This window comes from Virgibacillus siamensis (assembly GCF_039522605.1).
GTDB lineage: Bacteria > Bacillota > Bacilli > Bacillales > Amphibacillaceae > Lentibacillus > Lentibacillus siamensis.
On sequence record NZ_BAAADS010000001.1, the window covers coordinates 487,761 to 504,413 of the forward strand.

General features: G+C 40.4%; 6 protein-coding genes. All 6 read right to left on the bottom strand.

The window, feature by feature from the left end; all coding sequences use genetic code 11:
* Positions 1 to 21: 21 nt before the first annotated feature.
* The 6 genes from ABD010_RS02350 to ABD010_RS02375 all read right to left on the bottom strand — a co-directional run bounded on the left by ABD010_RS02350 (position 22) and on the right by ABD010_RS02375 (position 16,511).
* Positions 22 to 3,567 carry an alpha-N-acetylglucosaminidase gene (locus ABD010_RS02350; RefSeq protein ID WP_343809912.1) on the bottom strand — a complete coding sequence of 1,182 codons (3,546 nt, stop codon included), beginning with the start codon at positions 3,565 to 3,567 and terminating at the stop codon, positions 22 to 24.
* Positions 3,568 to 3,667: 100 nt separating this feature from the next.
* Complete coding sequence (locus ABD010_RS02355) at positions 3,668 to 4,255, bottom strand: TasA family protein (RefSeq protein ID WP_343809914.1); 588 nt, start codon at positions 4,253 to 4,255, stop codon at positions 3,668 to 3,670.
* Positions 4,256 to 4,314: 59 nt separating this feature from the next.
* Positions 4,315 to 8,409 (bottom strand): endo-alpha-N-acetylgalactosaminidase family protein, encoded by a 4,095-nt coding sequence (locus ABD010_RS02360; protein ID WP_343809916.1) that lies wholly within the window; start codon positions 8,407 to 8,409, stop codon positions 4,315 to 4,317.
* Between the two features lie 626 nt (positions 8,410 to 9,035).
* Complete coding sequence (locus ABD010_RS02365) at positions 9,036 to 11,042, bottom strand: discoidin domain-containing protein (RefSeq protein WP_343809919.1); 2,007 nt, start codon at positions 11,040 to 11,042, stop codon at positions 9,036 to 9,038.
* A gap of 15 nt (positions 11,043 to 11,057) precedes the next feature.
* Positions 11,058 to 13,328, bottom strand: coding sequence for an alpha-galactosidase (locus ABD010_RS02370; protein ID WP_343809921.1), 2,271 nt, complete (start codon positions 13,326 to 13,328; stop codon positions 11,058 to 11,060).
* Positions 13,329 to 13,508: 180 nt separating this feature from the next.
* The gene (locus ABD010_RS02375; protein WP_343809923.1) at positions 13,509 to 16,511 is read right to left on the bottom strand and encodes an NPCBM/NEW2 domain-containing protein; all 3,003 of its coding nucleotides are present in this window, start codon (positions 16,509 to 16,511) and stop codon (positions 13,509 to 13,511) included.
* Between the last annotated feature and the right edge of the window lie 142 nt (positions 16,512 to 16,653).

Here is a 16,653-nt window from a genome sequence, read left to right on the forward strand (position 1 = left end):
CGGGCATAAACGTGTTATACATCACCTTTGCCATTTTTCAATTAAATCGTCAGTGCCCGTCATTAGAGAACTGTAAGCTTTATCGGTTATAAGCTTTCTTTCTTTTTGATAATCAAGCAACACTTTAAACCCTTTTAAATGTTTGATAATCTTGACGTTCTCTTTTTTATTTACAAACTGTTCTACAGAAGTTAAATGCATTGTTAACGCACGTGCAGCTTTATCACTTGCAATTTGTCCTTCATCCCGGAAGTAGGTTACCCGTTTCTGCATATTGGTGACGTTTGTTATCATTGGTTCAATTGAGAAACCTTCAAACTGAACGATCCCTTTGGTATCATTTGATCCATTTGCAGCTGTCATAAACAACCCGGCATCAACTTTTTCGGCAACACTCGGAACTTCAACCACACCGACAATTGTCCAATTTTCACCATCCGTACTGCACTCTCCTGTAAAGGTAGTTCCTTCGCGCGTTAGTCGTAGGTATACAGGTGCAGAGAATACTTGAACATTTTTATAGGAATCAAGGACTCCATCACCATTGTGATCCCAGCTTAGAACACACCCATTCTCCGGAGTTGTTGCAAGATTTAAATACCCTGCTGAACCTTTTTGTTTCGTTAAGTCATTGCGTGCAACAATTCCTGCACGTGCCCATGGACCGGTGTAATCCTGCGAAGTTACTTTAGTAGTAAATGTCTTTCCGCTACTTAGTGCATCGTCTTTATAAATTGCACCGTATTCATTGACGTACCCCCACATATCATTTCCTCCACCATAAATGGCAAATTGCTCGTTCGTTTGGCTGAAGATTGCATCATTAAATGATGTTGTCATTAATGGGGGTTGCACATGGTTCTTAACGAGCAAACTAATTTCACTTGTTGTTTCTTGATTAGTTTTGTTAATCGTGTACGTACCAATAGCGTTCAAATCTACTAAAAGTTTACTGCTGTTTTCATTAGAAGCAGTAATCTCCCATTTAGCTGTAAATGTTTCACCAGGACTTACCGAATCTGATGAAACGTCGCTTAATGGCTTAGCATTAATACCATTTGGCGTTTCTAATGCTAAGGCAACGTTCTTGGCAGCTTGGAACATATTGTGATTTGTAAACGTTATTGATACCGTCGTTGATTTCTTGGGGGAAACTACCGGACTATCACTATCAACCTGCATATATGCAATCGATTTGCTGGAAAGTTCATCATAGACCTCGTTGGCAATGTCATAAATATCTCCACTAGGTTCAAGCGGATAATTATTGGTTTTATTCGCCCAGTTCTTACCGAATGCATACCAATCAATTGGTTCTGGTTTCTCATCGGTTCGCAGTGACTTCTCCAGTGAATCAAAATAGGTCTTCCAACGAGAATAGTAGTAGTCGCCAACAAGCCCTTGCCATTCCCGATTAGCATAATCTTTCAATCCTGCATTATAACTTTCCCTGGTCCCCCATATAGTTAGAAGAGTACGTGCGTCATATTCAAGCTTAGCTGCTTCCGCTCCATTGGAAGCATATGAATTGATTTGATTAAGCCACGGACCAAGCATTGTTTGTTTATTAGTTCCAACAACTTTATCTAATAGTTTAATCCAATGCAGCCATTTATCACTGAGCTGTTTAAAGGTTTCTTTGTCTTGTGCGTTATAAGCAGTTTTAATCTTTGGCAGCAACAAGCGACTTTGATTAGATATAACCTGGCGAGTAACGTCCATCAAATCATACTGATATGCACTGCTAGTACGTAAAGATGGATTCACCTTCAGAAGTTCTGGAAGGGCTTTCGCCAAACGTGCCGGATCATAGCGCAAAGATGTAGGTGACCAGGAAGCTGCATTTTTTGCTGAAAGACTGGGTTCAGCGCCAAATAACCCTTCATGTGCTTCGCTCCAGCCATTCGCTGGCATGCTATATGCACTATTTGCAAGTGATTGCCAAGCGTTAATGGCATGTTGATCTATTTCGCCATATCTGCGTACTGCCCATTTTCTAAACCAAGTATCAAGATTTACTGGTTCATCCCGCCATGCCAGTTCAGCAAGAAATTCAAATGCTACCGGATTGTTGTCACTGGCCTCAGGCATTATAGCAATTCCCGATAGCTTGCTGTTCGTTTTATTTAGCCAATCCCAATAGGTCGAATTCCATACCGACATATTTGCTCCCATTGTAGTATGTCCGCCAAAATTCCAGATGGAGCCAAATGCATATGGCGTTCCAAGCCATTCTTGTTCCCGATTGAGTCCAGTGTAGCGATCGGATAGACCGTCTACAATCAGCATTTTATTGCGATCTATCGCTTTAAGCGTTTCTTTTAGTGGATTGGACTGCCAACCAAGAATCACCCATATTGCATCAGAGTGCGCCCTTTCCAAAGCATCTTGTACTGCCTTTGAAGCTTTTTGAACATTAACATCTCCAGCCGTTCCACCTTCATGCAGCAAATCCATTTTGTACATCGTAGTTTCTCCAAACAGTTCTTCCTGGTTTTTATAGAAAGATGCTGCAACCTTTGAGAATAGTTCATTTGTTGGATCCAGCCATCCCGGTCGTTGAAAACCACTCCAGGTTCCTTGAGAAATCACGTTGGCATTAGGTTTTTTCTCTTCAAAATTTGCAGGAACCGTCCCAAAATACCCTGGAAAAACAGGTGTCATTCCAAGTTCCTTCAATCGTTTAACAATCTTTTTTCCTAATCTGACACGCTTATCGATTACATCCTGGGAAATAGGATCAGGAAAACTGCTCATATTCTGCAAAAGCCACCATGATTGATGTGCGGGTTGTGGTATCCATTCAAGCATTTCTTTATCCGTATAACCAAACTCAGTAAAGGTTTTCTTATAAACTGCTTCCTGGCCTGGATAGACGAGCACTTTATTAATTCCGTGAAGTGCTAAAACATCAATCTTGCGTTCCCAATAATCCCAGTCCGCATATGGTTGTGTATAACCTTGATCTGTATCATTAAGGGCAAAGCGATTAGAAACATTTGCTTCTTTTTTAATAGCGGATGTTGGAACAGGGAGCTTTTCAGGTAAATTCAGCTGTTCACCGTTCGATGAAATATTGGCATGTGCCACATATTTTAAATACCAGTTAAAACCTGTTAACAATGCAGATGAGCTTGATCCTTTTATCAAAACTCTATTTTTCATGCCATTTTCATTTGGTCCTTTTTTAATAATAAAGTGATCTTTTCCATTGTTTTTATCTACAGCTTTAAGTGCAATTTGTTTTGCACACTCCTTGCCAACGAGACGTTCCAATGCATTCTTTGCACTTTCTGTATCAAATGACGATTGTAATGTATCCAACAACATTAATTCGCCATTTTTCTTATGTTGAGTGGCTTCATATAAATCAGTTTTCAACTGCGTATAAAGGGGGGATTGTAAGTCTGATGAATTATGATAATAATTCAGCTGATTGATTGTATGTTTAATAGTGGCTTCGGTTGATTTTTCTCCTGTAGCAAATGCAGTACCTTGTAGTAAAGCCAAACACAAAAATAAAAAGAACATAACTTTTAGCAGAAAATATTGACTACCATTTTTCATTTATAGGTCTTGCCTCCCTTCATAGATTCGGGAATCATGTTAATAAATCAGTTTATAAATCAGGAGAGAGAAAATTATTTCTCTCTCCCTGTACCTTCAATTACTTTTCGCCGCCAGCTTCCTGCTTGGCATTAAATGTCCACTGCAGTTCCAGTGAGTCACCCTGAAATTGATTTTGTTCTTCGCCATTATCGACAAACTTGAATTTAACCACCAAATCATCGAGCTCACCGGAAGGCAGTCCTCCCTCACCAAGAGCCGGACTGAAAACTTCCTTACTGACTGCCTCTGGAGACATCCCTTTCAAATCTGCCAATGTTGTCTTATAAATAACCTCATCCAGCTTATCGGCATTGTACAAAAACTCTACCTGAATATGCTTTCCGAAATCACCCGTGTTGTTACCTTCTGCATCGATCACCTGGTAATCCGTATTCAGAAGCACTTTTTCAATATCCAATGTGCCGCTATTTTTCAATTCAAAGTCACGAACAACGTAATCACCCGGTTTCAAATTACCCACATCGATAATTTGGGTAGGTTCAACGGCAAGATCCAATGTACCAGCAGCAAACGTATTGTTTGTTTGCTCGCTATCACTGAAATATGCATAAGTACCTCCTGTAAGCAATGACACACCTAAAGCTGCTGACATAACACCTAATCCTAATTTCTTTTTAATCCCCATTGATATCCTCCTTTAGATTAATAGAATTCTGTCCGGCACAGGGACGCATAAAGCGTCACCTATTGCCATTCTTTAATTAACTTGTTTGTACCTGATATAAGCGAACTGTGGGCTTTATCCGTTATAAGCCCTTCTTCTTTTTGATAATTAAGCAACTTCTTAAATCCTTTTAAATGCTTAACAACTTTGCCTGTATCTTCAACCTTTTCATACCGTTCAACTGCGGTTAGGTGAAGTTTCAACGCATGGACTGCATCATCACTTTCAAATGCTCCAGACTCATCATACTGGTCAACCAGCGTTTTCAAATCAGATACATTCGACACTGCAAATTTTTTAATCCGCAAATTATCCAGAATAAATGTACCTTCTCCCGTGTGCATATTAACTGTAGTTCCATCATTAAAAATGCCAATATAGGTTTGTCCATTTTCAGAACCAGTAATCATAAACTCCGCTGTTTTTGTTTCAGTAGACGAAGACAACAATTTATTCGTTGTTAAACCTTTTGCATTCTTAATTTGATGGACATCAATTGCCTGGTTGCCGGAAATAAACCGGTACGAATCAGCTGTGGTCTGGTAATCAAAGCTCACTTTGTAAGTTGCACCCGGTTCAAAGTGAAAATGCTGTGGTATAGTCCGGTACACCAACCCGTTTGCTCCGGTATTCACCTTCAATGACCAGTTTCCATCAATCACATCATCTACTATCTTACCTGCCCATCCTTTTTGGGTGTATGGTGCATGGAGTTCAGATAAATGGATCCGGTTATCCTGTACACCTTCTGTATTTCCAATCACAAACGGATAAATTCCCTGAACAACCGTTTCGAAATCCTGCTTAAAGACGTTGTCTGAAACATAATTATTCAACGATTTTTGAACAATCCGGATGTCGTCAAATTCAGTATTCCCTTCGCCAGCTTCTCGGCTGAGTGTTAACTTCGCCGTATCATTTTTCGCTGTAAAACTTACTTGCATCCGTTGCATTTTACTGTTGTAACCGTCGTTTGTCGCATGTGAATCTGCTTTAACATAATTCTTTTGCAGACTGCGCAAGGTAAAATTACTCACATCTTCTTCCCCGCCTGTGACAGAAATCGAAGCTTTTGCATCACTTTTATTTTCAACATATACTTCAGCGACGTAATCTTTACCTGGCTCCAAATCGGTCAGTGTTCTGCTTACCTTCGTTTTCTTGGAAGGACTATCAATATTCAAATAATAGTCACCACTGCTCAAATTGCGGGCATCACCATTTTTACTGGTGCGCTTCACACTGACAGATTCTTTATCTCCTTCAATTTTTGTGAATTTGTCGTCCACTGTTCCTGTATTAAACCCGGAATCGTGAGTATGGTTGCCTGTGCTCCATTCATCAACTTCCGGACCTTCAATGCCTTCTCTAACAATAACGTACGGCGTTTCAGCTTCTGCATCTAAGGTGATTTTGTTGTTAACCACTTCCACTTCCTGCATGTCTTCTCTGCCTTGATCGGTAAGCTTATACACTTTCAAACTGGAGACTCCCTGATATTCATCTGGAAGTGTCCAAGTTGATTCACCGCCCTCTGCATTCCAATGGTAAAGCTTATTGGAGTCAGGTGTAGGTGTGTCAAAATCCTGTTCGACCCAAGGTATCAGATACTTGTGGCCATCCAGAACAACATTGCCATTCAAGGTGATGATCCGTTCCCTTGAATTATCTTTTCTTGTAACAACTACCTTGTCTCCATTACTTGGATCTTTTAACGAAATCCGCTTCGAAAGATTCGTTTTGGTTGGATCTCCTTCTGTCTTTTCCCAATCGGTGATATAATATTTTTGCAAAAATTTGGTTGGCAAATTGACATTAAAAGTCTTGCGGATAAAGTGATCATAGTTTTTGTCCGACTGCCAGCCTTCAAAACCTGCCAGTTGGAATCCGCCCAGCAGTGGGTGATCTGCGGTACCGCCCGCTTCTGGCCAGTTCAATACCCATGAATCTTTTTGGTGATTACTGATAAACCGCAATACCGTTGAATTAATTCCTTTACTTTCCGGACCGCCATAATTCTTATCAACAGCCCAATGCTGCCATGTCGAATAGTTCGGTATTGCTGTTCCGAACTCTGTTGACACTCTCCAGCCTCTTTCCATAAGCTGTTCAGCTACTCGATTGGACTCCCACTGATCTTGATACCAAACATCAAGGTAAATAAAATCAAGACCTGGTGCAACAGCATCTAATTTATCCAGTCGTTTGGCTCGTGAACCGGAAGCCAAATCCCATATTTTATCAATGGTATATGCCTGATCCAGCCAGCCCCAGCCTTTTGCTTGTGGTCCGTTTATTAATTTTTCACTGAAAGCATCTGCTTCCGGATATGCTTCCTGAGCGTTAATATGGACGCCAATTTCACTATTAAAGTTGTGCGCCTTTTGAATAAGGGTATTTAAATCTTCTTTGCCACCCATACGCTCGCCGACATCGCCATAATCCGGATGCGCACTGTCATGTCCTTCACTTGCATATCCTTTTAAAAGAACAGCCTGTCCTAACCCATCGGTCGAAAGGGCTACCTTTTTAATATTATCCAGTGTTTTTAAAAATGGCTGCTGTGCCTGTGATCCAAAGTTCATTGCAATCCGGTAGCCAACAAGATTGTTCACATTTTTCCAGCCTTTTATGTCCTGCATAATATCTCGGTATTCAATCGCACCATCCTGCCAGTCAACTGTATTGTCATTGTTAATATCTTTAGCAAGAGCAATCTTTACAACAGGTTTATTGGACGATGGTTCTGGCATAAACCCCCTGTGATAGAAAAGAGAATTTGATCCGATTCCCATCGCTTTGTCACCATTTTCATTTTCATATCGGTTGGCAAGTAACTTATAATAACCATTCACTTCCGAGCTTGACCATACACCTGCACTTAATTCGTCCGTTGACAAAAAGGCTGTATAGTACCCTTTGGAAGACCCGATTTTCTCCATCGAGGAATCGACCTTCACACTGACATCTCCCGGTTTGGTCACGTCACTACTGAGATTCGCAAGTTTAGCCTTTGCACCAGACTGGGATGCATTGACCGAGATAAAATTCATATCAGCAAACTTAATCTTTTCAATAGCTGCATCGCCATTGTTCGTGATGTCATCAAAGCTGTAAACAACTTTGTTATCTTTAACTTTTAATGAAAGGGTAAATTCAGCGTCAAGACCGGCGAATTCATCTTTTACTTTTAACGTATATTTCGCTTCGCTATCACTGACTTTTTCAAAACTTACTTCAGGGTAGTAAAGCATATTATTGACCTTCAAACCATAAACAGGAGACGTTTGTCCGTTCATGACCCGGTCGTCGACTTTATATTTAATGACACGAGGAAATACTTCATCAATCGTGACATCCATATAGTCTGAGCTTAATGTAGTTTTTACCGGCTCCGTATTTGGTGGCTCCGGAGGGGTGTATTCTGTGATGCTTACATTTGAGATGGTAATATTCGCGGCGCCGCGGCTCTTCTCCAGCCCGATTAAACCAGCTTTATCCACACCGCCTGATTGCGACCAGGATCCCATTTTTTCATCATTAATATACAACGTTGCCGAATTATCGATAAACCGGATACGCAAATGGTATGTCTGCCCAGCCTTCAATGGGATTCCCTTTGTCATCGACGTCCATTTATTGTTCGGCCCAAAAATTTCATGGAAATACTGATTGTTTTGATCGCCTGTTCCAACATAGGAATATGCGGATGAGTCCTGTACACGATAAATAACACCAAATCGATTCAAGTCTGTATCTGGTGTAATATCCGCCTCAAAGGTGCCATTCTTCATTTTTTCCATGTTATTGTAGACAATTTTATTTTTCCCGTTTGACGTGACACCAAACGTTACAGAACCATCATCATTATATGTGAGCGTTCCATCACCTTGAATAATTGTAAAATCGCCTTCTTCAAGGTTTTCATCCGTAACTTTAGTTTGATAGCTGCCCATGGTGTCAACTTCACCCTGATTTTTGTTTCCATCAGCTGTATTCGTTTCCGATGCGCCAGTTGCATTAGCTGAAGGAATAACATTAGTGAATGAATAGGGTATCAATAACATACATGCCAGAAACACAATGCATGTTTTTTGTACAAGCTTTTTATTCACGCTTCCTTTACCTCCCTTTTGATTGATAGTTTAATGGAAAGGAAAGAACACAGTACGACAAATTCACCTCCTTTCATTCGAAAAACTCGTAGATTTCCATCTGATTTTGCCCTTCCCTGACGCTATTACACGTCAAGATTATCGTTAATTCAAGCGTTTTCACAATATAAATGTTGCTAATTCTTTTAGAGAAATTGCTCATTATTTGATTTTTCAATAAATTAGGATAATAGTTTTAATACGAAAGTCCTGAAATTTTATTTACGAATAGAACAATGTAACTATATATAATAGGGAGACCCAACTACATACATTCAGGGCAAGCGTGGCGCATTTTTTCAGGATCTAATTATTCTTTAAGGTTTTCATCTGTATTGACAAAACATTTGTATGACCGAATAAAATGTCTTCAAACAAAATAAATCTGCACAACAAAGTGCAGATTTATCCAATATCAAACGCATGTCACTCATACTCAGTAAACATTTTATGCGCCTTCGCAACTTCCTTTATCTGATCGTATAACTTATCCCCTCTAGTACCATATTCTATCATTTAATAGTTGGTTATATCCTTACGTACATTGCGGTAATGCCTGGTCTTCTAATCCATCGCCAAAAACCCAATTATTGATATTTATTTATTAAATAATCAACATCTGCCTGCAGCGTTTTATATACTTCCTCTGTGATTGAATCATCCTTTTTCAACCTTCCCATTAACACGTTAAGGCCATTTAAGTGTTTAATGACTTTGTCGGCTGCATCTTCTTTCTCGAAAATCCTTACTGTAATCAGCTGAAGGCTCAGTTTATGGGCAGCATCACCTTTTATCTCCTCATTTTTTTCGTACTGCTCAACCAGTTTTTTCATGTCCGAAGCACTGGTCGTTACCTGGATTTTATAGGTTTCTTTCCGGGTGTTTCCCGCTTTGTCTTCCGCGGTCACAACCAGTTTATGTTCACCGGGTTTGCCTGCCAGATTAATAGACGAACCTTCCTTATAGGTCTCACCATCAAATTCTGCAGATACATTCGCCAAACCGCTTCCTTTATCTTTTGCCTTCCAGGAGAATTGTACCGTTTCCGAATCAGGGACACTTATTTTTTCATCCAGCTTTTTACCGTTCATTACTGCGTTTATTGCAGGTGGTGTATCGTCGTCTTCATCTGACTTTTTCACCAGTTTATCCAAAATAGCTTCATAGTTTTTATTGAAGTATAAAACAGCTTCATCGATCTTTTGCTGGGTCGAATTCGGATTGCGAAACACCTTTTTGATTTGTTCCTTTAAGGCATTGAACCCGGAATTCTCCAGACTTTCATCCGTATAAATAGCCTCATTTATACTTGTTATTTCCTCATATGGCTGCGCCAGCTCCGAAAAATCAGATGTCCCTTCGATTTTTTCATAAAGTTTAATTTCAGCAGCCGCTGCAAATGTATCCAGGGGGTTTCCATATGTCTCTGTGATGTACAGTCGATAATATTTCGCTTCCACCGGCTCATCAAATTCTATCAGTGTGCTGCCACTATCTTTCATGATGCCGGATTTAATCGTTGTCCAGCTACCGTCTTTGTTTGTATCAGATATCTGCAGTTTATACGATTTGACATCGCCATTGCCGTTTCTGCTCACATATTTATAAGCATCAACAGGCTTTACTTCCGGCATTTCAATAGTTATCCAATGGGGTACAGTTGGCCGGCTTCCAATGTACTGCGTGTGCCACCATGTAGATTTATCTCCGTCCAGCACATTTTCGACAGGTCCTTCATAATTCCCGGTATTCAGCTCTTCGGAATCTGCATATGCTTTATATCCAGTCCTGTCCAAACTTCTATATCCCTCTATCAACTTCAATTCTTCAAAAGATTTTTGTGCTTCGTCGTAAGGAATAGATTTGTTTTTTATTTCCACTTCCGCTGCCTGCATAGTCGTTTCTTCCCCGCCAAGCGTTATCTCTCCTTTTGGCAGTGAAAACTCATTCTTTACATATTTAGATGCTAGCAGTTTTCCATCAACATAAATCTTCAGCAGGCCATTAGCTTCTCTTACCGCTTTCACATCGTGCAAATTACCGTCATTAACTTTTACTTTTTCGGTTTGATTGGTGGTTGTCGGCTGATACTCTTCCGTGCCAAAAGTTCCTGAAGCCTTCTCATCAACAGTCGTTACTCTTGACTTAGAATTCACCGTAACGTCGCCAACCGTGAAATTCAGATAACCATTTTCATCGATTGCCAGCGAATATGCGCATTCCTGTTCTAAAATAGTCTGATTTTCCTTAGCAGTTCTCAGTTTAAGAGAAATTGAAAAATCAGTTTTACCGGTCAATGGCGCTTGATCAGCAAATTTGTACGTTTTGTTTTCAATGTTGAACAGGTCCAGATCTGGCACGTCAAAATGCACACTGTTCAGATCATCGCCATTCACGAGATCCTTTTTCTTAAATAATTTGGCTGCATAGCGGTCTTCATGATACAGAAAATCCTTGGTTATCTGAGCAGCATCACCCCAAATGTTTTCCACAAGGATATCCAGCATGTTTTCTTCTTGTAACGGCTCAGGAGAAGTAACTAAAACTGTCCGGTAGTCAGCCTGAATATCTCCTTCTGCAGCCTGTCCATTCACCTTGAAATCCGGATTTTAAATCCGTTCAGAAAACTTGACCCTGATCGTTTTCTTATCAATGTTTTTTACTGAATCTACTTTTGGAGATTCCGTATCCTTGGTGGTAAATTGAAAGATTTTCGCCTGGTGCGGATCCAAGGTTACTTCGATTGTATCACCATAACTGACTATTTGAGGATCTGTTTCTTTCACTCTTGGCATGATCTGCACCATTTTGGCGTTTTTCAAGTCTTCTGAAACCCCTGCGACATTATTTAATGTTAATTGATAAGTCTGCTTTTTATTTCCTGCATTTCTGAAGGAGACAATCCCTTCACCATTATTCCAGCTGGAATAGCCGTATACGCCTCCTTGATCAGGTCGTGTTCCGAATAATTTTGCGTTCTCCAATATATCATGGTTGCTTTCAGCCCAATCCAGAACATCAGAAGTTATCTTCCATTTCTCTTCATTCATGATACTTGGTGAAAAGTACAGTTCCCAAAAGGCAGTGCCTCTTGTTGCATTCATCATCAAATAGTTTCTGAAATCTTTATCGGTAAAATCCACATTTGCCGAAACGCCGTAAACAGGATCATGATTATACACATTTTTTAACGGAAACTGCAGGTTGTTTTTCTTAAAGATGTTAAAATAAACATTGTCCCTGTAAGAGATTAGTTGATCTGCCTGTGATCCACCATACTTATCAAGAAAGCCGATGTCTCCGGAATCCTGCAGCCATACAGTGTTTCCCCACTGCAGCAGCCATGGGCTCGGATTCACATAGCTTGTCAAATTTAAAAACAGCTCTTTTCCTTCTGCTTTCCGCTCCTGCCTCATAGCTTCAAATGCATCAATCCAGCCTTCCCATAAATCTGAGGTATAGTACATATTGTGATTTCCGCCGACCATATGATTGTTATTTTTATCAGTTGACGGGCGGAGAGCGAACCCATCCAGTTTCCAATAGCTGATATCAAATCTTTCCTGATAATCCAGGAACAGCTTTTCCAGGTTATTCAAATATGTCCGGGAGCCAACATCAATTGCTTTCCAATAATCATTTGTTGCATGTGCTGTCCCGCGTTTTTCAAGAAACTCCGCAAATCCGGCAAAATAGTTATACCCGCCTTGTGGACCAAGCCACAGACCAAATGTTGAACCAAACTTTTCAGCCATCGCGCTTGCCGGATACATTTCATTCGGGAACTTGCTGTTAAACTCCCAGAAACCGGTTTTGTTGTTATACGGCGAATTTGATTCATTGCCATTAGCATCTGCCGTCTCATAAGCATTCCATCCATCATCCACCACATAGGCATCCAACGGCTCCACACCATTTTTGCTCAAGTGCTTTTCGGTGCCATAGAATGATTTTTTAATACTTTCATCGGTAATGTTCAGCATATTGTCATACCAGGAATTATACTGGACTCTGAATTCCGTTTTCGTTGCAATATTTTCAATATAGTCGAACAATGCCGTTTGCACAACGTCTTCTTTTGTTCCATTCGCAGCCCCAATGACACTGTTCCATGTTGTAAAACTGCCATCGTTATTCAGCTGATTGTCTTCCTCCAATTTCGCAAAGTCTTTACCCGAATAATACCTGATTTTCATCGTATCATCGACTACATTTGTGGCTGAAGCGGGAAATTCAGACCCAAAAAACATTCCATTGGCATATATGGGCTGCCCCAGAACCAATTCATGTTTGCCAATCCACATAGAAGATATTTCACTTAAAGGCGGATGATGAAATAAGCCTTTCACATCATCAGGTAAAACAAATCTTTCTGCATCAATATAGTCAACCTTCACGTTCTTATTGGAAGATGAAATGTTTAAGTTACTGCGCAAATATGGGTCTTTATCTTCCACAAAAACGTTATATTTAATGGACCAGACCGAGTTATTTTTTTCAAAATCCTCAAAGATAAACTGGACTTTTGAGCCTGATTCATAATCCAGCTCTTTAACCTTTTTCACCGTTAAATCACTTGCATTAATGGTATTCCCCCTTTTTTTGGATGACTGCTCGGGAACTAAATGAATGGAAAAATCCTCTGAGCCTTCCTGGGGAACAAGCTTCATATCAATTCTTTTATTTAAAACAGACTTTGTATTCAATTTTGAATCGGAAACATCGATTACGCGCTGAATCGAGCCATTGCCAATTTTCACTTTGTCATTCGTGATGTGTACATAACTAGCTTCTTCGGCAGAAACTTTGTTTGGGTTAAAATTACTTTCGGTTGCGATCAACAAAATGAAAGCTAACATTACCGCAGAAACCTTTTTCATTATTCAATCCTCCAATCTGATAAAAATAAATCCCTTTAAATTTTGCCTGTCAAGCATCGCAGCACATCCTATTTGACAGTAGTTCCTGTTTTCAACCCCCCCTCTGTAACTAAGCTAATTCTCCTCCTGTGGCAAGTTACTTACCCTTGCCACAAGGGAATTATTTATACTGCTAAAAAACTACTGTTTCCACTTCTTAAGCACATAATCCGCATCCGCCTTAAAAACCTGATACGCCTCTTCAGTGAGTAATTCATTTTCCTTTTGATAGCGAAGCAGTGTTTTAAAACCTTTCATATGCTTGATAACTTTGTCGGTTGATTTTTCTTCCACATATTGATTGACGGAAATTAAATGGGTACGCAAAGCACGGGCAGCTTGATCATTTGCAAACGCCCCGTCTTCCTTGAAGCGTTTAACAAGCGTTTTCATATCAGCTGCACTCGTTGTCACGTGAATGGTATAGTTTTTTTCCTGTGTGTTTCCTGCGTTGTCCTCTGCAGTCACAACCAGTTCATGCGTACCAGGCTTACCTGCCAGATTAATAGATGAACCTTCTTTGTATGTTTCACCATCAAATTTGGCGAATACGCTTTCCAGGCCGCTTCCTTCATCAATTGTCTCCCACGTGAAATCCACCGTTTCTGAATCAGCTACAGTTACTTCATTTTCAAGTGCCTGACCATTCATCTTTGTGATCAGTTTAGGAGCAGTATTATCTGTTGCATCGTCATCAGCGATGATTTTGGCAGCGCCCCAGTCTGCATGGTCACTTCCATTCCCATTTCCTCCGTCTGTGACCACTAATTCAAGTTTATTTACACCTGCAATGTTCACTTCAACGGATTTTGCATCATCCGCCCCCGTCATTTCACCGCTGTCATAAAGTTTTTCACCATCTCCCCAAACTTGGAATACGACACTTGCAGCACTGTTCGGTGCCATTTCATCATCCACTCCTACCTGGGCCGTGAATTTTGAAAAGTTCCCATCCAATATATAGTTAATCTTTGAATATGCGTGTGCACCAAGTCCTTTTTCAAATGTTTTTCCGTTGATGGTCAGCGTGTTTCCGTCTCCAGAACCGCTCCCACCAACACTCATATCCCGTTCTACAGGGCCCCAGCCATTCGTTGCATTGACCCAGCCAAGATCACTCAAATAGGATGTTAGAGTAGGAACCTCCGGAAGAATTTTGATCTTTGTGGAGGCAGTTTTATTCATTTCCCCACCATTTAACATGTAAGATGCGTTCGCTTTAAGTTGGTATTTTACCGGATCAGCACCTTTCTTCGGCGTAACATTCCAAGTCACCGTCACCTTTTCATTCGGACTCACTTGTGAAAAATTTGTTTCGGAGGTCGGTTCAATCGTCCATCCCGAAGGAGCGTTCAGCTTTATATTGACATCCTTCTCAACCTTTTGACTGTAATTCGTAAATGTTGCACTGACTTCCGTCGTCTGACCGGACTTTATTTTATTTTCAGCCTGCAATCTTAGATTGGATGATCCCAAAACCCAATCTTTGTTGAAGCGAGCCAGTGCTATTCTGCTTCCTTGAGGTTTTTCGTAAAGCATATAAATCGTTTTGTCCGGTCCAACGAAAAGATCCGAATATCCTGCCAGTCCTCCATAAATCTCTTTAGATTTAAACCAGGAGTTACCGTCGTTATTACTCATGCGAATGGTCAGGTTTGTTCGTGAAGATGTGCTTGCAGTATTCGTAAACAAAATCGTATCTTTATCATATCTTGCTAAACTCGCCTGATTGATTGGATCGATCAAATTTGTATCGGAAACAGGTCTCGTCCATGGCTGATTTAAACCAGGAGTCGTCGATACCGACCTATAGTCAGTACCCGGTGTCCGCATATTTGTCATTAATCCACCGTCATTGGTTTCGACCATCATATTCTCATGTATTTTTGAAAATTTACCTGGATTTGGAACTTTAGGCCCCGCCTTCCATGTTTCACCTCCATCCTTACTATAAATATAAGCAACTGTACTGTTACCCCAGCCACTAGTTGTTAAATATATCGGAACAACAAGAGCTCCATTGGACATTTGAAAGCCATGTCCGGGTCCCATACCAGCGCCCGCTAAATTCGGAAAATATTTGGGACTTTCCGGGTTTTTATAAGCATCCAGAGCGTACGTGATGTTCCTCTTCGGTCCCCATGTTTTTCCATGGTCCGTACTGGTTCGAATGAAATATTGACCATTCCCCCATTCCCAGCGGCTCCATATTAAATGAACAGTACTTCCGGTATCTTCCGCAAGCAGCATCGGATTCATTTCAGCATTCCCGTTTGCTACACCAGGGGCTAAAATTTCTTGTTCATTAAAAGTTTCCCCACCATCTGTACTTCGCCGCAGGACAAGATCCGTGGGTGTTTGATCACCACCTGTCCGTGCTTCTGCCACAGCAAGAATCGTACCGTTGGAAGTTACTGAGATGCTCGGTATTCGATATTGAGCATATCCTTTGTCATCGTTTACATTAAATAAAATCTTTTCTTTATAGAAACCATTTGTCACTTGATCTTCTGAATCATCACTTAACGCTTTCACTTGTTCAGCCGTAAGTGCGGCATCATAAATCTGCACAGTGTCAATATCACCTTTGTAATACCACTGCCCGCCATTGTTATCAACGTTTTTTCCAACCCACATGCCATCCAGTCCTGACACATTACTGAAAAATGCCATTGAATCGCTGGAAGCCTTTTGGTTACCGTCTACATAAATCTTTGTACCATTATCCCCTACTGTAAGCACAGCAGTATGCCATTTCCCATCATTAAATGAACCATGGGCGCCTAGTCTTGTCGCATAGGAGCCATTTTCACGATTTTCAAAGTATACGGCGCCATTATTCATGGTAAACGATAGATTGCTTGATGGGTCATTTTTATCCGATGCACTGAAAAAAGTTTTAGCAACTCGATTACTATTTGATTTGAATCTGACCATAATAGATCCGTGTGTTAAATCTTTAACCTTATCTAAATCAGCTGTTTTATCCACATAATCACCGGATCCGTTAAATGAACGATCCACAGAATAGTCCAGCAATAAATGATCAGCAGCTTGTACAGGACTAAAATGGCTCAGATTAATAAAACCTGAAAATACCAAAGTGAAACAGAGAAACAATCCTATGACTTTTCCAATCCTCACCACACTCATCTCCTTCGATTAATTTTTAGAAACCTGGACATTTGTTTAAGAATGACCCTCAGTGAAAAAATTCTTCAAGCTTTCATTACCTAAACACAAATTTAATTCACCCCCTTCCAAGCAACTCCTTCAAAAGGATTAA

Coding starts and splice junctions, on each gene's coding strand:
- ABD010_RS02370 (WP_343809921.1), bottom strand. CDS start 13,328: ATGAAAAAGGTTTCTGCGGTAATGTTAGCTTTCATTTTGTTGATCGCA.
- ABD010_RS02350 (WP_343809912.1), bottom strand. CDS start 3,567: ATGAAAAATGGTAGTCAATATTTTCTGCTAAAAGTTATGTTCTTTTTA.
- ABD010_RS02355 (WP_343809914.1), bottom strand. CDS start 4,255: ATGGGGATTAAAAAGAAATTAGGATTAGGTGTTATGTCAGCAGCTTTA.